A 17,562-nucleotide genomic window follows, 5' to 3' on the forward strand; every position below is an offset into this window, starting at 1 on the left:
TCAGGCACATCCTTCAATCAGTTCAACGGCGCCACTGGCGCCCCAGTACAGCTTCGATATCACCCCGTCGAAGATCTCCAGCCGGATCGCCAGATCCGAACCGGGGTCCTGCCAGGTCAGGTATTCGCCCGTTTCCGGGTCATAGGCATGCGGCGCGCGGGTGCTGCCGGTCGGCAGGCGCTTGAGCGCCTCATCCAACGTCATGCCGAGGCGCAGCCCGAATGGCCCCGGCTGGGTGATCGCCTCGTAGGACTCCTCGATCGGGGCCAGCTCGAAGCGCTGCACGTGGTCGTCCTCGACCATCATCGACACGCCTTCGGGCAGGTTGCCACGCTCGTAGTACTCGCAGGCGCCGTTGGGCTCGCCTTCGCTCAGGCCGGCCGAATGCCACGGGCCATCGGCGGCGAGCTCGGTGAAGCGCTGCCCGATGAGCACATCGCCGGCATGATCCAGCGCGACCGAGACCACAGACGGCGCAGTGTCATCCGCAGCGGGCAGATCGGCAGCCTTGGGCGGCTCCGGCGCGTCCTCGATCGGGCCGTTGGCGATGTCATCGTCATTGCTGGCCGACTCGCGCGCCGGCGCCACTGCACCGACCGGTGCGGCCGGCGCGGGCAGCACCGGCGGGTCCGGGGGCGTACATCCGGTCAGGCCGACCACCATCAGCAGCGCACTTCCCTGGCGCAGCAGCGGATTCACAGCACCAGACCCTCCCGGGCAGCGATGGTATGTACGTCCTTGTCGCCACGGCCGGACAGGTTGCACAGCACCAGCTTGTCGCGCGGCAGATCGCGCGCGATCTTGATCGCCTGGGCCACCGCATGACTGGATTCCAGCGCGGCCAGGATGCCTTCGCTATGCGCCAGTTGATGGAACGCGGCCAGCGCTTCGTCATCGGTGATGCCGACATACTCGGCGCGGCCGGCATCGGCCAGGAACGCATGCTCCGGGCCGACGCCCGGATAATCCAGGCCGGCCGAGACCGAATGGGTCTCGGTGATCTGGCCGTCGTCGTCGCAGATAACATAGGTGCGGTTGCCGTGCAGCACGCCCGGACGACCGGCCGCGATGGAAGCAGCATGGCGCCCGGTCTCGATGCCGTCGCCGGCGGCTTCGGCGCCGACGATGCGCACGTCGCGGTCGTTGAGGAAGGCATGGAACAGACCGATTGCGTTGCTGCCGCCACCGACGCAGGCGGTGATCGCATCGGGCAGGCGGCCGTAGTCGGTCAGCATCTGCGCGCGCGCTTCGCGGCCGACGATGGCGTTGAAGTCACGCACCATGCGCGGGTACGGGTCCGGGCCGGCGACGGTGCCGATGATGTAGAAGGTGTCGCGCACGTTGGTGACCCAGTCGCGCATCGCTTCGTTGAGTGCATCCTTGAGCGTGGCCGAGCCGGAGGTGACCGGCACCACCGTCGCCCCGAGCAGCTTCATGCGGTAGACGTTGATCTTCTGCCGTTCGATGTCGGTGGCGCCCATGTACACCACGCATTCCAGGCCCAGGCGGGCGGCCACGGTGGCACTGGCCACGCCGTGCTGGCCGGCGCCGGTCTCGGCGATGATGCGCGTCTTGCCCATCCGCGCGGCGAGCAGCGCCTGGCCGATGGTGTTGTTGATCTTGTGCGCGCCGGTGTGGTTCAGGTCCTCGCGCTTGAGCAGGATCTGCGCGCCGCCGACCTGCTGGCTGAGGCGCTCGGCGTGATAGATCGGGCTGGGACGGCCCACGTAGTGGGTCAGGTCCTTGTCGTAGGCGGCGATGAAGGCCGGATCGCGCCGCGCTTCGTCATAGGCGGCTGCCAGCTCCTGCAACGGCCCGATCAGGGTTTCGGCGACGAAACTCCCGCCGTAGCGGCCGAAATGGCCGTTGGCATCGGGGTAGGCGTGGAAATCGACGATGGGGGAGACGGGGGGAGCAGACATAGCGCGACAGCCGGTGGAGACAGACTGCCAATTTAACGCACCTGTCATGACAGGAATATCGATAATATCTCCCACGACCTGTCAGGAAAACTCACATGACCGACGGACCGCTACCCCCGCTCAATGCGCTGCGCAGCTTTGAAGCGGCCGCCCGGCTGGGCGGGGTTGGCCGTGCGGCGGAGGCACTGCATGTCACCCATGGCGCGATCAGCCGCCAACTGCGCCTGCTGGAGGAGCACCTGGGTGTCGTGCTGTTCCAGCGCGAAGGGCGTGGGCTGCGCCTGACCCGCGCTGGTGAGGATCTGCAGGCCGCCTGCACAGGCGCCTTCGACCAGATCCGCGAGGCGGTGGTGGCGCTCAAGCGCCAACAGCGGCCCGAAGCGTTGGTGCTCGGCTGCAGCGGCAGCATCCTGGCGCGCTGGATGATTCCCCGTCTGCAGGCGCTGCAGAGCGCCCTGCCCCAGCTGCCGCTGCATTGGTCCGCCCAGGACGGGAGCTTCACCGCCGAGCAGCAGGGCCTGGATGCGGTCCTGCTGCTCGCCCAGCCGCCGTGGCCACGCGGCTGGCAGGTGCGCGAACTGGCGCCGGAGCGGGTGGGCGTGGTGGTGAGTCCGCAGCACCCGGCCGCGGCGCGGCTGGCGCATCAGCCGCCCTCCTCCTTGTTGGGCGAATCGCTGTTGCATACGACCTCACGCCCGCAGGCGTGGCCGGCCTGGGCACTGTCGCATGGGCTGGAGCCGGCCCAGCTGCAGCTGGGCAGTGGCTTCGAGCATCTGTATTACCTGCTGGAAGCGGCGGTAGCCGGACTGGGCGTGGCGATCGCGCCGGAGCCGCTGGTGGCCGATGAGCTGGCCGCCGGCCGGCTGCTGGCCCCGTGGGGATTCGGGGCCACCGGGGGGTTCTGGGTACTGGCGACGCCGGAGGGTGCGGCCGATCCGCGGGTGGACGCGCTGGCCGGGTGGCTGACGGCGCAGCTGGCGGGATGACGCCGCCACGACCCACGGTCGTGGCCTACACGTGGGGCCTGCGGATCAATCCGCTTCGTGGCAGTCCGCGCGACGCACTTCTTCGACGAACTTGCGCATCTTGTAGCCGTCCTTGATGCCCGGTTCGGATTCGATGCCACTGGACACATCCACACCCCACGGCAGCGTGGCCACGATCGCGTCGAACACGTTGTCCGGGGTGATCCCGCCGGCCAGCAGGAACGGCCGGTGCAGGCCGGTGGGCAGGCGGGTCCAGTCGAAGGCCACGCCGGTGCCACCGCCGCCACCGGGGGCGTGGCTGTCGAACAGGAAACCGGCCGCGCTGGGAAAACGCAGCTGCAGCTGGCGGGCGTTGACCTCGTCCTTGCCCCCCATCGCCACGGCCTTCAGGTACGGCATGTTGAAGCTGCGGCAGAACGATTCGTCTTCGTCACCGTGGAACTGCAGCAGGGTCGGCCGCACGGTGCGCAGCACTTCGCGCACCTCTTCCTTGGTGTTGTCGCGGAACAGGGCCACCACGTCCACCATCGGTGCGATCGCCTGGCGCATGGCGCGCGCCTCGGCGGGGGCGACCCGGCGCTTGCTCTCGCGGGCGAAGATGAAGCCGACGGCGTCCACGCCGAGCTCGCCGGCCAGGCGCACATCGCCGGCACGGGTCATGCCGCAGAACTTGATACGGGTGCGGTAGAAGGAGCGGCTCATAAGGTGACCTCGGCAGGCAGCTGCCAGTTGTCGGGGTACAGGGGACCAACGAAGACCAATCCCTGCGGCGGAGCGGTCGGGCCGGCCACGGTGCGGTCGCGCCCGGCCAGCAGTTGCCCCATCCACGCGACCGGCTGCTCACCACAACCGACCAGGATCAATGAACCGACGATATTGCGCACCATGTGATGAAGGAATGCATTGGCCTGAACGGCAACCTCCACCACCTCGCCCTGACGGGTCACCGAGAGCGATTGCATATGCCGGCGCGCATGCAGGGCCTCGCACTGCACGCTGCGGAAGGCGCTGAAGTCGTTCTCGCCCAACAGGGCCTGCCCGGCCGCGTGCATCAGTTCGGCATCCAGCGGCCGGCGCTCCCAGCTCAGGGTCTGCCGGTACAGCGCCGGGCGGACCTGACGGTTGAGCAGACGATAGCGGTAGCGGCGCGCGCGCGCGGCGAAGCGCGCATGGAACTCGTCGGCCACCGGTACGCACCAGCGCACGGCGATCGAGCGCGGCAGGCGCGTGGTGGTGCCCAGCATCCAGCTGCGCGGATCGCGCACGACCTCCGTATCGAAATGCACGACCTGGCACTCGCCGTGTACGCCGGCATCGGTACGCCCGGCACACACCACCTGGATCGGCGCATTGGCCACCGAGGACAGCGCATCCTGCAGGCTGGCCTGCACGCTCGGGCAGCCACTCTCGCCCAGCTGCTGCCAGCCCTTGAATTCGCTGCCGTCGTATTCCACGCCCAGTGCGTAGCGCATGGTGAACCTCTGTGTTGTCGGGAAAACCGGCGCAGGCGCCGGGTATTGCATCACGCAGCGTCGCGTTCGGACCAGACGGCCAGCTCGTTGCCGCCGGGCTCCACGAACTGGAACCGGCTGCCGCCGGGGAAGGCGAACACCGGTTTGATGATCTGTCCGCCCTGGGCCACCACGGCCTCGAGCATGGGCTGCAGATCATCGGCGTAGATCACCAGCAGCGGCGCGCCACCCGCCGAAGCGGTCTGCGGCTCCGCACGGAAGAAACCGCCCTGGAAACGGCCATCGTCGAACGCGGTGTAATCCGGGCCGTAATCCACGAATGACCAGCCGAACACCTGCTCGAAGAAACGACGGCTGACGGCAGGATCACGCGAGGCGAACTCGACATAGTCCAGGCGGCGTTCCCGCGCTGCTATCGGCCGGGCGTCGCTCATCCCAGTCGCGCCAGCAGTTCGCGCGCTTCGGCCTGACTGTGCGGGTCGGCGCCCACCGCCACTTCCTGCAGCAGGGTGCGGGCGGTCTCGGCATCGCCGAGGTCCAGGTAGGCGATGGCCAGTTCCAGTCGATCACGACCGGGGCTGCCGATCGGCGCGACCGGTGCGTTGTCGGCGACCGGGTCTGCACCGTCGGTGGTGTCGTCATGGACGGCCATCAACGGCTCAACGTCGGCACCGATGCTGTCTTCGCTTGCGTCTGCCGCGCGTTCGGCAGTCGCGGTTTCATCGGGGAATTCGAACACGCCGCGGAACGACGGCTGCGCGGCGGCTTCCAGCGCATGGGCCGGCGGCTCGATCAGCGGCGCCGGCTCGCGGAACAGCGCCTCATCCACGTTCACGTGCTGCGCATCAGCCTCGATGCCGTAAGCGGAGGCAGCCGTCGCCTCGACCTCCGGCAGCACCGGTGCGTCGTCGGTCGCGGTGGCACTCCAGCGAGGATCATCGAGCGGATCGTGCGGTTCGGCATCGTGCGGGGAAGGCGCGAGCGAGAAGACTGGCTCGCGGCGCAGCCCGGCATAGACGTCGGCCTCTGCAATGGCCTCTTCGTCGGGTGCGCGGTGTGCGTCATCGCGCTGCTCGGCCAGTTCGTCCACATAGTCAGCGGCCGGCACGGCAGCCGCCGATGCGGTGCCATCGAGCCCATCGCGCGACAGCGGCGGCAGCGGCGATGGCTTGCGCCGGCGCACCAGCGCCCAACCACCTACCACCAGCAGCAACACGATCAGGCCCAGCCAGTACCAGCCACCGCTGGCGCTGTCGCGCGTCCCGGGTGCCTGCTCCAGACGCTGTTGCGCAGCGGCCAGGTCGTTGTCCTTCATCGTGATCAGGGACTGCTGCTGGGCCTTGAGCTTCTCCAGCTCGGCCACGCGCTCGCGCAGTTCCTGGATCTCGGCATCGCGCGTGGCGACGTCTTCCTTGGCCTGACGCAGTTGTTCGTTACCCAGCATGTCGCCCTCGGTGCCGGCAGCGGTGCCGGTGGTTGTGCCTGCGGTGGTGCCGGCGGCGACGGCTGGCGCGATTTCCAGGCGTGCGCCCTGCCCAGCAGCGGTCGGTGCGGCCGGTGCAGGAGATGGCACGGCGGCGACCCCGCTGTCGGCGGGCTGCGGAATCGCAGCGCGCGACTGCCGCCATTGCGCGGTGTGCTCGCGCACGATCGCCGCGGCCTGCTGTGCATCGATCCCGGCCAGGCCCTCGGCGCCCGGCGTGCGCAGCACCGCGCCCTGCTTGAGCAGGTTCACGTTGCCACGGATGAAGGCCTCGGGATTGGCCCGCAGCAGCGCGATCATCGCCTGGTCGCGGTTGATGCCCTGCTCGCGCGCCAGCGAACCGGCGATCTGCGAGAGCGTCTGTCCGCGCTGGACGGTGACGCTGCCATCGGCGGCGACGGGCCCGGCAGGAGCGCTCTGTACAGGGCGCGGCGTGGCCGGCCGCGGTGCGGCAGCGGCTTCAGCACGGCGCGACGGCGCAGCGACGGCTGCCGCCTCCGGCGCAGGCTCGCGGATGATGGCATTGGACATCGCGCCTGCCGGAGCCACGATCTCCGGCTCGGCCACGGCAGCGGCGCTGTTGGGCGCATCCACCAGGGCGGAATATTCACGGACCAGACGGCCCTGCCCCCAATCGGCTTCGATCAGGAAATTCAACGAGGGCGTCGCCACCGGCGCTTGGCTGCTGACGCGCACCACGGCGCGGCCCTGCGCATTGCGGGTCAATTCAAACTGCAGCTCGCTGACCAACCCGGACGGCGGCTCCAGCCCGACCCGGGCGAAGGTGGCCGGAGAGGCCAGCGCGACGCGCAGGTTTTCCAGTTCGGACGGATCGGCGGAAATGACCGGAATCTCGGCCAGCAACGGCTGGCCCGGCTTGGACAGCACCCGGATATCGCCCAGGCCCAGGGCCATGGCGGAACTGCTGGCCAGGGCCAGCAGCAGCGTCGACACATACTTCAGCGGACGCACTGCGCCCGGAACCCGGTTCTTCATGGCGGCCAATATAACGGCTCCCCCCGTGATCGGCGATGTTTCGATGCGGGTGGTCGGCGGCATCCCCATGCCGCCGACCACCGCGCGATCAGCCTTCGGCGGCGACCAGCTCGGCCAGCTGCACGGCATTGAGGGCAGCACCCTTGCGGATGTTGTCCGAGACGATCCACAGGTTCAGGCCGCGCGGGTGCGACAGATCCTCGCGGATGCGGCCGACATACACCGCATCGGTACCCGAGGCATGGGTGACCGGCGTCGGATAGCCACCGGCTTCATGCTTGTCGACCACTTCCACGCCCGGCGAACGTGCCAGCAGCTCACGCGCGGCGTCCGGGGTGACCTTGTCGCGGGTTTCGATGGTGACCGCTTCGGAGTGACCATAGAACACGGGCACGCGCACGGCGGTCGGGTTCACCAGGATGCTGTCATCGCCCAGGATCTTGCGGGTTTCCCAGACCAGCTTCATTTCTTCCTTGGTGAAGCCGTTCTCCAGGAAATCATCGATGTGCGGGATCAGGTTGAACGCGATCTGCACCGGGAAGCGCTGCGGATCGATTTCCTGGAAGCTGAGCAGCTGGCCGGTCTGCTTGCCGAGTTCTTCCAGCGCCGAGCGACCGCCGCCGGACACCGACTGGTAGGTGGCCACGTTGATGCGCTCGATGCCGTACTGGCGGTGCAGCGGCGCGAGTGCGACCAGCATCTGCATGGTCGAGCAGTTCGGGTTGGCGATGATGCCGCGCGGGCGGTTCTTCAACGCTTCCGGGTTCACTTCGGAGACGACCAGCGGCACGTCATCGTCGTAACGGAAGGCCGAGGAGTTGTCGATCACCACCGCACCGGCGGCGGCGAACTTGGGGCCGAACTCCTTGGAGACGCTGCCACCGGCGGAGAAGAGCGCGATGTCCACGCCGCTCGGATCGAAGGTGCCCAGGTCCTGGACCTTGATCTTTTTGCCCTGGTACTCGATCTCGCCACCGGCCGAACGCGAGGACGCGAGCAGGCTCAGCGTGGCGATCGGGAAGTTGCGCTCAGCCAGGATGGCCAGCATGGTTTCGCCGACAGCACCGGTGGCACCGACGACGGCGACGTGGAAACGACGATCTGGATTGCTCATGAAAACCTCTGTTGGGTGTACCGACCCGTGGCCGATACGTAACGTGCGTTGGGGATGTGTACCGACCAACGATCGGTACCTGCCGTGCCTTGGAGATATGTGCCGACCATCGGTCGGTACCTACCGGTTCGGGAACCTCGCCTGTTGGCCAGCGCGGTTCCCTATCGTTTTGCGTCGTCGATTTTTTTGCCGCCAACGCTCGCGCCGCCGGTTTTCACGGCAGCGACGGCGTCGGCGTTGATCGCACTCGGCGGGTGGCCGGCATCCGGGCCCTGCCCCAGTGCGGCGGTCAGGTTGTCCACGGCCAGCTGCACCATCGCGCGGCGGGTGGCCTGGCTGGCGCTGCCGATATGCGGGGTCAGCACGATGTTGCGCAGGGCCAGCAGCTCCGGGCGCACCGTCGGCTCGCCTTCGAACACATCCAGCCCGGCCGCGGCGAGGCGGCCGTTGGCCAGGGCATCGGCGAGCGCGATCTCATCCACGATGCCGCCGCGGGCGATGTTGATCAGCGTGGCGGTCGGCTTCATCTTCGCCAGTGCATCGGCATCGATGATGTGGTGCGAGGCGGCGTTGTACGGCAGTACCAGCACAAGGTGATCGGCCTGCGCCAGCAGGGTATCCAGGTCCACATACTGCGCGCCGACCTCGGCCTCGGTGGCCTCGGGCAGCTGCGAACGGTTGTGGTACAGCACGCGCATGCCGAAGCCGTGCGCACCGCGACGGGCGATGCCCTGGCCGATGCGGCCCATGCCGAGGATGCCCAGCGTGCTACCGTGGATGTCCGCACCGAGCATGGTCTGGAACGACCATTGCCCCCACTGCCCGTCACGCAGCCAGCGCTCGGATTCGGTGATGCGGCGGGCGGTGGCCATCAACAGCGCGAAGCCGAGATCGGCGGTGGTTTCGGTCAGCACGTCCGGCGTATTGCTGGCCAGGATGCCGGCGGCGCTGAGCGCGTCGATATCCAGGTTGTTGTAGCCCACACCGACGTTGGCGATCGCGCGCAGCTGCGGCGCGTTGGAGATCTCGGCCGCACCGATGCGTTCGTTGAGGGTGATCAGCGCGCCGTCGACGTGGGCCAGCTGTTCGGCCAGTTTCTGCGGCGTATAGCGGGTGACGTCGCCGGTCATGGTCAGGTCGAAATGCTGCCCGAGCTGTTCGACGACATCGTCGAACAGGGGCTGGCTGACCCAGACCTTGGGGCGCCGATCAGCCATCGATCGTGCCCGGAATACGTGGCGTGATTTCGCCGACATCGCCGCACTGGGCGCGGTGGCGCAGCGCCTGGTCCATCAGCACCAGCGCCATCATCGCCTCGGCGATCGGGGCGGCGCGGATGCCTACGCACGGATCGTGACGGCCGGTGGTGATCACCTCGACCGAGGCACCGCTGGCGTCCACCGTTGCACCGGGCAGGCGGAGGCTGGAGGTTGGCTTGAGCACGATCGAGGCGGTGACCTGCTGGCCGGTGGAGATGCCACCGAGAATGCCGCCGGCATGGTTGCTGGCAAAACCCTGCGGGGTGAGCAGGTCACGGTGTTCGGTGCCCTTCTGCGCGGCGCTGGCAAAGCCGTCGCCGATCTCCACGCCCTTGACCGCGTTGATGCTCATCAGCGCCGCGGCCAGATCGCCATCGAGCTTGCCGTAGATCGGCTCGCCCCAGCCCGGCGGTACGCCGTCAGCCACCACGTTGACCCGCGCACCGACCGAATCGCCGGACTTGCGCAACGCATCCATGTAGCTTTCCAGCGCAGGCACCTGATCGGCGACCGGCCAGAAGAACGGGTTGTCTTCCACCGCCGACCAGTCAAACCCAGTCGGGGTGATCTCGCCCAGCTGCGAGAGATAGCCGCGCACGGTGACGCCATGACGCTGCAGCAGCCACTTCTTGGCGATGACACCGGCGGCGACGCGCATGGTGGTTTCGCGCGCGGAAGAACGACCACCACCGCGCGGATCGCGGATGCCGTACTTCTGCCAGTAGCTGTAGTCGGCATGGCCCGGGCGGAACTGCTGGGCGATGTTGGTGTAATCCTTGCTGCGCTGATCCGTGTTGCGGATCAGCAGTCCGATCGGGGTGCCGGTGGTGCGGCCCTCGTACACCCCGGACAGGATCTCGATCTCATCCGCTTCACGCCGCGCGGAGGTGTGCCGGCTCTTGCCGGTGGCCCGCCGCTGCAGGTCATGGGCGAATTCGTCGGCGCTGATCTCCAGCCCCGGCGGACAGCCGTCCACCACGCAGCCGATCGCCGGACCGTGCGATTCGCCGAAGGTGGTGACGGTCAGCAGTTTGCCGAAGCTGTTGGAACTCACGGCCGCTGCGCTGCCAGTTCGGTGATGCGGGCGTTGTGCGCGATCAGTTCGCGGCACTCCACGGCGAAGATGCCCATCTGGCCGACCTTGAACTCGACCCAGCGGAAATCCACTTCCGGCAGCAGCTTGTACAGGTGCTGCTCGGACTCGCCCACTTCACAGATCAGCAGGCCATCCTCGCTCAGGTGCAGCGGGGCGTCGCGCAGGATCTTCAGCACCAGGTCCAGGCCGTCGTCGCCGGCACGCAGGCCCATCTCCGGCTCGTAGGAGTATTCCTGCGGCAGGGCATCGGTCTCATCGTTGGTGACGTACGGGGGATTGGTGACGATCAGGTCGTAGTGACGGCCGGTCAGGCCGTTGAACAGGTCGGACTTGAGCAGGGTGACGTTGGACGTCTGCAGACGTTCCTTGTTCTCTTCGGCCAGCGACAATGCCTCGTCGCTGAGGTCGACGCCGTCTACGTCCCAGTTCGGGTAGTAGTGGCCCATGGCGATGGCGATGCAGCCCGAGCCGGTGCACAGGTCGAGGGCGCGATGGACATCGCGGCCGGCCAGCCACGGCTCGAAGCCACACTCGATCAGTTCGGCGATCGGCGAGCGCGGCACCAGGGCGCGCGTGTCGCTCTTGAAGCTCAGGCCGGCGAACCAGGCTTCACCGGTGAGGTAGGCAGCCGGGATGCGCTCGTCGATGCGGCGCTGGAACAGGTCCAGCACGCGGATCTTTTCGTCCTGCAGCAGGCGGGCCTGGCCGTAGGCGGGGCCGAGGTCATGCGGGAGGTGCAGGCTGTGCAGGACGAGCTGGGTGGCTTCGTCCAGTGCGTTGTCGTAGCTGTGCCCGAAGGTCAGCCCTGCGGCGTTGAAACGGCTGGTGCCGTAGCGGATCAGGTCGATGATCGTGTGGAGTTCGGCGGCCGTTTCGGCGGTCATGGCGGGGCAACAGGCAATGTGGCCCCCGATTATAGGCGCTGGGGCGGGCCGGGGCATCCGTTGCAGTCGAAACGAGCCGGAGCCAGGGCCAGGGCCACGGCCACGGCCACGGCGAGGATCAAGACAGAAGCCAATGCGGCGGTTGCCAGTCCGTGGGCTGGCGTGGCGGGGGTGGGAGGGCGGGACACGCCGTAAACCCATCCCTGGGGGCTCGACAAGCGGCATCCATGCCGCTTGACGGTCCCACCCTCCCACCCCCACCACGCCGTTGACAGTGGGTTGGTTCTTTCGGGAACAGCCAACGCCAAGGCGGGGTGCGCACGAATCACGCATCGAAGGCGGTTTTTGTAGTGCCGAGCCATGCTCGGCATTTCGCCAACAGCAACCCGTGCCGACGCCCTGAGCCGAAAGTCGGCAGCTTCGCTCCACAGCCCGCATCCCTCTATCATGGTGGCCACTTCCGGGACGGGGCCCTTATGTTCAATCGCAATGTCGGCATCATCCTGCTGATCGCCCTGGCCGCCGGGCTGGGCCTGGTCGTGGCGCAGAAGGTCTTCGCGCCCAAGCCAAGCGGTGACCGCCCCGCCACCGAGTCGATCACGTTCTATCCGCAGCCGCGCCCGCTGCCCGATTTCAACCTGGGCCAGTCCGATGGCACTCGCCTGATCCCGGGCGAGCTGAAGGGCCACTGGACCCTGGTGTTCCTGGGCTTCACCTTCTGCCCGGATGTGTGCCCGACCACGCTGGCCGATCTTGCGCAGGCCCAGAAACAATGGGAAGCCTTGCCCGAGACGCTGCGCCCGCGGCTGGTCTTCATTTCGGTCGATCCCGAGCGCGACACGCCGGCACGGCTGGGCGAGTACGTGCATGCGTTCCATAAGGACACGCTGGCCGCGACGGCCGATGTGCCCTCGCTGGAACGCTTTGCCACCTCGCTGGGCTTCGTGTTCCAGAAGGTGCCGGGCAAGCACTTCGATGAGAATCCCGAGGATTACACCCTCGAACACTCGGCCAGCCTGGCCGTGCTGGACCCGGAAGGCCGCCTGGCCGGTCTGATCCGCCCTCCTTTCCAAGCGCAGGCCATTGCCCGCGACCTGCAACTGCTGACCGAGAAATCCGCCCCATGAGTTTGATGACCACGCTGAGCTACGCCCTGCCCCACCGCCTGCTGTCGTCCATGGCGCGCAGACTGGCGTACTCCAGCAACCCGCGGGTCTCGCGCTGGCTGATCGATACGGTGACTACCAAGTTCGGCGTGAATCTGGCCGAGGCGGCCAATCCGGATCCGCGCAGCTACCCGACCTTCAATCAGTTCTTCACCCGGGCGTTGAAGCCGGGCGCCCGCGTGGCCGATGCCGATCCGCGCACGCTGGTGATGCCGGCCGACGGCCGGATCAGCCAGCTGGGCAAGATTGAAGACGGGCGCATCTTCCAGGCCAAGGGCCGGTCCTTCACCGCCGCCGAGCTGCTGGGCGATGCCAAGGATGCGGAGGTGTTCCACCAGGGCCTGTTCGCCACGGTGTATCTGTCGCCGAAGGACTACCACCGTGTGCACATGCCGTGGACCGGTACCCTGCGCGAGACCGTGCATGTGCCGGGACGGTTGTTCAGTGTCGGCCCGGCTGCGGTGAACACGGTGCCGGGGCTGTTCGCCCGCAACGAACGCCTGGTGTGTCACTTCGATACCGACTTCGGCCCGATGGTCTCGGTGATGGTCGGCGCGCTGCTGGTCTCCGGCGTGGAGACGGTGTGGGGCGGCGAGGAGATTCCGGCCTACGGCGATACGATCACGCGCAAGGATTACCGCGGCAAGGGCATCACCCTGGAGCGCTTCGCGGAGATGGCGCGCTTCAATTACGGCTCGACCGTGATCGTGCTGCTCCCGCCCGGCGTGGCCGAGTTCGCGCCGCATCTGGATGCCGAGCATGCGGTTCAGTTGGGGCAGGCGCTGGCCACACTGAAGTGACGGTAGTGCCGGCCGCTGGCCGGCATCGCAGGCATTACGGGGAGCCGGCCAGCGGCCGGCACTACCTGGGGCTCACGCCCACAAAAAAACGCCCCGGGACACCGGGGCGTTTTTTTGTGGCGCGTTGCGCTGCGATCAGATCTCGACCGGGCCGACGTCCATGCCGTCGTAGTCTTCCACGCCGTTCGCTTCGGCCAGGGCCTGCAGCTCATGGTTGCGGGCATCCAGCGAGGCTTCGGTATGCACCTCGGCGCGCTCCACGTGCAGCACGTGGTACGGGTCTTCGCCTTCTTCAAGGTCCGGCTCGAACACTTCCACCAGGGTATACCCCAGTTCGACCAGCTTCTCGCCCAGGCCGTGCAGCGGCTCCGGGGTGGTGTTGACGAAGAAGTAGCCCCACAGCATCGGGCCGTTGAGGTCCCAATCGGTGTTTTCACGGATGTTGGCGAACATCTCGTTGATTGCGGTGATATCCATCTTGGTGTCCTGTATGCGTGTTGCGGTGAGCACCGGCACGTGGCCGACGCTGCGATGGATGCGCTGGGCCGGGCGGCCGCAGGCGTAATGCCGGCGAGCCTACCCGGTTATGGCTTACTTGTCGCAGCCGTGCAGCTTGATGCTCTGGCCCTGCCTGAGCGAATAGGCCGGCGCCTTGAGGCCGTTGGCCCGGGCCAGGGTCGGCACATCGCACTGGAACCTGGCCGCGATCCTGCCCAGCGTCTCGCCTTTGCCGACTTTGTAACTGCGGGCCGGCTTGGCCTTGGGCTTGGCGGCCGGGACGGCTACCGGCGCGGCCGGGGTCACCGCGGGCATGGCCTGCGCCTGCGCGACCGGCACCACGCTGCCCACCGCGACGTTGCCGGTGTAGCTGACCGCCGTAGGCCGCACGATCGCCGCATTGAGGTCGGCGGTGATGAGGGTGCGGGCCAGATCGGCGCGGGGGCCGCTGACGCAGAACCGGTTGTACAGACCGGCGATGCGGGTGGTCGCGTTGATGGTGGTGCCGGCCGGAATCCAGCCGTCGGCCTCATAGCGCGGGTTGAGGTTGCGCAGCGCGCGCATGTAGCCGTCACGGGTGCCGGCGCTGCCCAGGCAGATGGTCAGCTCGTAGATCGTGGTCGACTTGGCCAGGCGGATGGTGGCCGGCTGCGCGCTGATCTTCGGGAACTCCACGCCGTACTGCTGCGGGTGCAGATAGATCCACGCCGCGGCGATCACCATCGGCACGTAGTCCTTGGTCTCGCCCGGGAACTGGTTGTAGACGCTGTCGGTCCAGAAGCCCTGCCCCGGGTACTGGCGGAACACGCGGATGGCGCGGCCTTCACCGCCGTTGTAACCGGCCAGCGACAGCTCGACGCTGTTGTTGAGCTCACGCATGCGTTCGTTGAGGTAGGTCGCGCTGGCCTCGGCCGCGCTGCGGGCATCAAAGCGCGTATCAAAGCCGGTGCCGTCCGGGCCCAGCCCGAAGCGACGCCCGGTGGCGGGCATGAACTGCATCAGCCCGGCGGCGCCGGCACGCGAGGAGGCGTGCACGCGGCCGTTGGATTCCTTGGCCATGATCCCGAACAGCAGCGCCTCGGGCAGGCCGCGCTTTTCCCACTCCGGCCACATCACCGCACGCAGGTTCTGGTAGTTCTCGTAACTGGTGAGCAGCGCCGGGCGCATGTCGGTCAGCCAGCGGCGGATGCCGGCCTGCACGGCCGGGTTGTACTCGACCATGGTGTCGAAGGCGTGCCGCTTGTCGTTGAGCAGCGCGGCGGCACGGGCGGCTTCGGGCACATCGGCGGCCAGCGGGCCGACATGGTCCGGGTCGGCCTCCAGCAGGGTGCCGTCGGCGATGGCCGTGCCGTCCTCGCTGTCCTGTTGGCTGTCGGCGTTGCTCTTGAGCAGGCGCTTGTAGGTCGGCAGCAGATTGCTGACCGCACACCCCTTCTGGGCCACACAGGCGCTGATCACATCCTCCATGTCCTCCAGCGCGGCGTCGGCCTCGTTGGTGCCCTTGGGGTCGGCATTGTTCACCAGCACCAGCGCCGCGTTGTAGCGCTTCTCGGCGGCTGTCATGCGCTGGTCGAGCGCCTCCACCTTGGCCTTGTCGCGGGCGGAGACGCGCTGGGCATGGGCCTCGGGGACAATCGACAGCATCGCGGCAACGGCCAACAGCGGCCAACCACGGACAAGCAAGACAGGAACGGGCATTTTTGGCACTGTGTGCGAACGATGGGGCAGAGTAGCCGCGCCGCTTGCATCGGGGCAACCCGTCTGCCGGCCAGCCCATGCCGACGTTTAGAATCCCGCCTATTCACACTGCGAGTTGACCATGGATCCGATTCTGCTCGGCAAAGGCATCACCGACGACATCCCCGTGACCCTGTTGCCGCGGCTGGGCAACCGCCACGGCCTGGTGGCCGGCGCCACCGGCACCGGCAAGACCGTCACTCTGATGACCTTGGCCGAAGGCTTTTCACGGATCGGCGTGCCGGTGTTCCTGGCCGATGTGAAGGGTGACGTGTCCGGCTTGGCCGTGGCCGGCGCCGGGACCGAGGCGCTGCTGCAGCGCGCGACCGACCTCGGCGTAACCGACTACGCCCCCGCTGCCAGCCCGACCATTTTCTGGGACCTGTACGGCAAGCTCGGCCACCCGGTACGCACCACGGTCAGCGAGATGGGCCCGACCCTGCTTGCGCGCATCCTGGAACTCAACGATACCCAGGCCGGCGTGCTGGACATCGTGTTCAAGCTCGCCGACGACCGCGGCCTGCTGCTGCTCGATCTGGATGATCTGCGTGCCCTGCTCGGCCTGGTCGCCGAGGAGCGCAAGGACATCTCCACCGAATATGGCCTGGTCAGTGCCCAGACCGTGGCGGCAATCCAGCGCTCGCTGCTGCGCCTGTCGCAGGACGGCGGCGAAGCGTTCTTCGGCGAGCCTGCGCTGGAGCTGGCCGACCTCATGCGCGTCAACCACGATGGCCGCGGCGTGATCGGCATCCTCGCCGCCGACCAGCTGGTGCTCAAGCCGCGGCTGTATTCCACCTTCCTGCTGTGGCTGCTCTCGGAGCTGTTCGAAACGCTGCCGGAAGTGGGCGATCTGGAAAAGCCCAAACTGGTCTTCATCTTCGATGAGGCGCACCTGCTGTTCGATGACGCACCGCCGGCACTGGTGCAGCGCATCGAGCAGGTGGTCCGGCTGATCCGCTCCAAAGGCGTGGGCGTGTACTTCTGCTCACAGTTCCCGGATGACGTGCCGGCCAACATTCTCGGCCAGCTCGGCAACCGTGTGCAGCATGCGCTGCGTGCGTTCACGCCGCGCGACCAGAAAGCGGTGAAGGTCGCCGCCGAAACCTTCGTGCCCAACCCGAAGCTGGATGTGGCCGCCACGCTGGCCAAGCTGGGTACCGGTGAAGCGCTGGTGTCCACGCTGCAGGACAAGGGCATTCCCTCGCCCGTGCAGCAGACCCAGATCGCGCCACCGCGTTGCCGGATGGGCGCCATCACCGAGGCCGAACGTGCGCAGGTACGCGCCGGCAGCCCGGTCGGCACCCGTTACGACACCGCGATCAACCGCGAATCCGCTGCAGAACTGCTGGCACAGCGTGCGCAGAAGACCGTCGAGCAGACCGATGCACCGAAAGCCCGGACACGCCAGCAGGATGAGGCACAGGAAGGCGGCTTCGGCCAGAGCATCAAGGATGCGATCTTCGGCACCAAGCGCCGCCAGGGCATGATCGAAACCATGGCCAAGCAGACCACGCGCACCGTGGGCACCAAGCTGGGCAACCAGATCGTGCGCGGACTGCTCGGCGGTATTTTCGGCGGAAAGCGCTGATACTTCGTGTCGCGCCCTGTGGCGCGGCACCTTTTGACGAGCACAAGCAGACCAGATGTCGCGTTGGCGTCCCCCCGCGGAAAAAAGCACGGCCCTGATCACCGCACAGGGCCACCAGCGGTTGAAGACCGAGCTGGACGAACTGTGGCGGCACAAGCGCCCCGAAGTGGTGAAGGCACTGGCGGCCGCCGCCGCGGAGGGCGACCGCTCAGAGAATGCCGAGTACACCTACCGCAAGAAGCAGCTGGGCGAGATCGATCGGCGCGTGCGCTACCTGACCAAACGGCTGGAGGCACTGCGCATTGTCGATACCGCACCGACCGATCCGAACGCGGTGTTCTTCGGCGCGACGATCGAGTTGGAGAACGTCGACTCGGGCGACATCCACGTGTATCGCATCGTCGGCCCGGACGAGACCGATGCCGGTGCGGGCTGGATCAGCATCGATTCGCCATTGGCGCGCGCGTTGTTGAAGAAGCGGGTGGACGATGAGTTCGAGGTGGAGCTGCCCAGCGGTCGCCATGGGTTCGCGATCCTGTCGGTGGCGTACCCCGGCTGACA

General features: G+C 67.5%; 17 protein-coding genes. 5 read left to right on the forward strand and 12 right to left on the reverse strand.

Annotation, left to right across the window (positions count from 1 at the left end):
- Positions 1–699, reverse strand: coding sequence for a hypothetical protein (locus tag K4043_RS05520; protein WP_265308469.1), 699 nt, complete (start codon positions 697–699; stop codon positions 1–3).
- A complete protein-coding gene (trpB, locus tag K4043_RS05525; RefSeq protein WP_265308470.1) occupies positions 696–1,922 on the reverse strand; it encodes a tryptophan synthase subunit beta in 1,227 nt (408 codons plus the stop codon). The genes K4043_RS05520 and trpB overlap by 4 nt, the downstream gene beginning before the upstream one ends.
- A gap of 95 nt (positions 1,923–2,017) precedes the next feature.
- Between trpB and K4043_RS05530 the strand changes: the two genes are divergently transcribed.
- Complete coding sequence (locus K4043_RS05530; protein WP_265308472.1) at positions 2,018–2,908, forward strand: LysR family transcriptional regulator; 891 nt, start codon at positions 2,018–2,020, stop codon at positions 2,906–2,908.
- A 45-nt stretch (positions 2,909–2,953) separates the two neighbouring features.
- On the opposite strand, the gene K4043_RS05535 is transcribed toward K4043_RS05530, so the two are convergent.
- The 8 genes from K4043_RS05535 to prmB all read right to left on the reverse strand — a co-directional run bounded on the left by K4043_RS05535 (position 2,954) and on the right by prmB (position 11,212).
- On the reverse strand, positions 2,954–3,610 hold the full coding sequence (locus K4043_RS05535) for a phosphoribosylanthranilate isomerase (protein ID WP_123730625.1): 657 nt from the start codon (positions 3,608–3,610) through the stop codon (positions 2,954–2,956).
- Positions 3,607–4,380, reverse strand: coding sequence for a tRNA pseudouridine(38-40) synthase TruA (gene truA / locus K4043_RS05540; protein ID WP_123730624.1), 774 nt, complete (start codon positions 4,378–4,380; stop codon positions 3,607–3,609). Before truA ends, K4043_RS05535 begins: the two co-directional genes overlap by 4 nt.
- 50 nt (positions 4,381–4,430) lie before the next feature.
- Complete coding sequence (locus tag K4043_RS05545) at positions 4,431–4,814, reverse strand: VOC family protein (RefSeq protein ID WP_123730623.1); 384 nt, start codon at positions 4,812–4,814, stop codon at positions 4,431–4,433.
- A complete protein-coding gene (locus K4043_RS05550; protein WP_265308559.1) occupies positions 4,811–6,859 on the reverse strand; it encodes a FimV/HubP family polar landmark protein in 2,049 nt (682 codons plus the stop codon). The genes K4043_RS05545 and K4043_RS05550 overlap by 4 nt, the downstream gene beginning before the upstream one ends.
- An 88-nt stretch (positions 6,860–6,947) precedes the next feature.
- Entirely contained in the window at positions 6,948–7,973 is a 1,026-nt protein-coding gene (locus K4043_RS05555) for an aspartate-semialdehyde dehydrogenase (RefSeq protein WP_265308473.1), read from the reverse strand.
- Positions 7,974–8,134: 161 nt separating this feature from the next.
- On the reverse strand, positions 8,135–9,190 hold the full coding sequence (locus K4043_RS05560) for a D-glycerate dehydrogenase (RefSeq protein ID WP_265308474.1): 1,056 nt from the start codon (positions 9,188–9,190) through the stop codon (positions 8,135–8,137).
- Positions 9,183–10,286 carry a chorismate synthase gene (gene aroC, locus K4043_RS05565; protein ID WP_123730620.1) on the reverse strand — a complete coding sequence of 368 codons (1,104 nt, stop codon included), beginning with the start codon at positions 10,284–10,286 and terminating at the stop codon, positions 9,183–9,185. The genes K4043_RS05560 and aroC overlap by 8 nt, the downstream gene beginning before the upstream one ends.
- On the reverse strand, positions 10,283–11,212 hold the full coding sequence (gene prmB / locus K4043_RS05570) for a 50S ribosomal protein L3 N(5)-glutamine methyltransferase (protein WP_123730619.1): 930 nt from the start codon (positions 11,210–11,212) through the stop codon (positions 10,283–10,285). Before prmB ends, aroC begins: the two co-directional genes overlap by 4 nt.
- 476 nt (positions 11,213–11,688) lie before the next feature.
- Here prmB and K4043_RS05575 point away from each other — a divergent pair, with 476 nt between their 5' ends.
- Positions 11,689–12,339: an SCO family protein gene (locus K4043_RS05575; protein ID WP_265308475.1), complete on the forward strand. Its 651-nt coding sequence runs from the start codon at positions 11,689–11,691 to the stop codon at positions 12,337–12,339.
- A complete protein-coding gene (gene asd / locus K4043_RS05580) occupies positions 12,336–13,178 on the forward strand; it encodes an archaetidylserine decarboxylase (RefSeq protein WP_265308476.1) in 843 nt (280 codons plus the stop codon). The genes K4043_RS05575 and asd overlap by 4 nt, the downstream gene beginning before the upstream one ends.
- Positions 13,179–13,313: 135 nt before the next feature.
- On the opposite strand, the gene K4043_RS05585 is transcribed toward asd, so the two are convergent.
- Both K4043_RS05585 and K4043_RS05590 read right to left on the reverse strand, forming a co-directional pair.
- Positions 13,314–13,655, reverse strand: coding sequence for a ribonuclease E inhibitor RraB (locus K4043_RS05585; RefSeq protein ID WP_121038480.1), 342 nt, complete (start codon positions 13,653–13,655; stop codon positions 13,314–13,316).
- 114 nt (positions 13,656–13,769) lie between these two features.
- On the reverse strand, positions 13,770–15,374 hold the full coding sequence (locus tag K4043_RS05590) for a transglycosylase SLT domain-containing protein (RefSeq protein WP_265308477.1): 1,605 nt from the start codon (positions 15,372–15,374) through the stop codon (positions 13,770–13,772).
- Positions 15,375–15,495: 121 nt separating this feature from the next.
- On the opposite strand from K4043_RS05590, the gene K4043_RS05595 reads away from it, so the two are divergent.
- Together K4043_RS05595 and greB are read left to right on the forward strand one after the other, a co-directional pair.
- Positions 15,496–17,001, forward strand: a complete 1,506-nt coding sequence (locus K4043_RS05595; protein ID WP_123730614.1) for a helicase HerA-like domain-containing protein — start codon at positions 15,496–15,498, stop codon at positions 16,999–17,001.
- A 55-nt stretch (positions 17,002–17,056) separates the two neighbouring features.
- Positions 17,057–17,560: a transcription elongation factor GreB gene (gene greB / locus K4043_RS05600; protein WP_121038490.1), complete on the forward strand. Its 504-nt coding sequence runs from the start codon at positions 17,057–17,059 to the stop codon at positions 17,558–17,560.
- Positions 17,561–17,562 lie beyond the last annotated feature (2 nt).

It is taken from the genome of Stenotrophomonas sp. SRS1 (assembly GCF_026130205.1).
Lineage (GTDB): Bacteria > Pseudomonadota > Gammaproteobacteria > Xanthomonadales > Xanthomonadaceae > Stenotrophomonas > Stenotrophomonas rhizophila_B.

What these genes read in the sequence shown, in the direction of transcription:
- K4043_RS05555 (WP_265308473.1), bottom strand. Translation starts at nt 7,973, where the DNA reads ATGAGCAATCCAGATCGTCGTTTCCACGTCGCCGTCGTCGGTGCCACC.
- K4043_RS05590 (WP_265308477.1), bottom strand. Translation starts at nt 15,374, where the DNA reads ATGCCCGTTCCTGTCTTGCTTGTCCGTGGTTGGCCGCTGTTGGCCGTT.
- K4043_RS05575 (WP_265308475.1), top strand. Translation starts at nt 11,689, where the DNA reads ATGTTCAATCGCAATGTCGGCATCATCCTGCTGATCGCCCTGGCCGCC.
- K4043_RS05560 (WP_265308474.1), bottom strand. Translation starts at nt 9,190, where the DNA reads ATGGCTGATCGGCGCCCCAAGGTCTGGGTCAGCCAGCCCCTGTTCGAC.
- K4043_RS05550 (WP_265308559.1), bottom strand. Translation starts at nt 6,859, where the DNA reads ATGAAGAACCGGGTTCCGGGCGCAGTGCGTCCGCTGAAGTATGTGTCG.
- asd (WP_265308476.1), top strand. Translation starts at nt 12,336, where the DNA reads ATGAGTTTGATGACCACGCTGAGCTACGCCCTGCCCCACCGCCTGCTG.
- K4043_RS05530 (WP_265308472.1), top strand. Translation starts at nt 2,018, where the DNA reads ATGACCGACGGACCGCTACCCCCGCTCAATGCGCTGCGCAGCTTTGAA.
- trpB (WP_265308470.1), bottom strand. Translation starts at nt 1,922, where the DNA reads ATGTCTGCTCCCCCCGTCTCCCCCATCGTCGATTTCCACGCCTACCCC.
- greB (WP_121038490.1), top strand. Translation starts at nt 17,057, where the DNA reads ATGTCGCGTTGGCGTCCCCCCGCGGAAAAAAGCACGGCCCTGATCACC.
- K4043_RS05585 (WP_121038480.1), bottom strand. Translation starts at nt 13,655, where the DNA reads ATGGATATCACCGCAATCAACGAGATGTTCGCCAACATCCGTGAAAAC.
- prmB (WP_123730619.1), bottom strand. Translation starts at nt 11,212, where the DNA reads ATGACCGCCGAAACGGCCGCCGAACTCCACACGATCATCGACCTGATC.
- K4043_RS05535 (WP_123730625.1), bottom strand. Translation starts at nt 3,610, where the DNA reads ATGAGCCGCTCCTTCTACCGCACCCGTATCAAGTTCTGCGGCATGACC.
- K4043_RS05595 (WP_123730614.1), top strand. Translation starts at nt 15,496, where the DNA reads ATGGATCCGATTCTGCTCGGCAAAGGCATCACCGACGACATCCCCGTG.
- K4043_RS05545 (WP_123730623.1), bottom strand. Translation starts at nt 4,814, where the DNA reads ATGAGCGACGCCCGGCCGATAGCAGCGCGGGAACGCCGCCTGGACTAT.
- truA (WP_123730624.1), bottom strand. Translation starts at nt 4,380, where the DNA reads ATGCGCTACGCACTGGGCGTGGAATACGACGGCAGCGAATTCAAGGGC.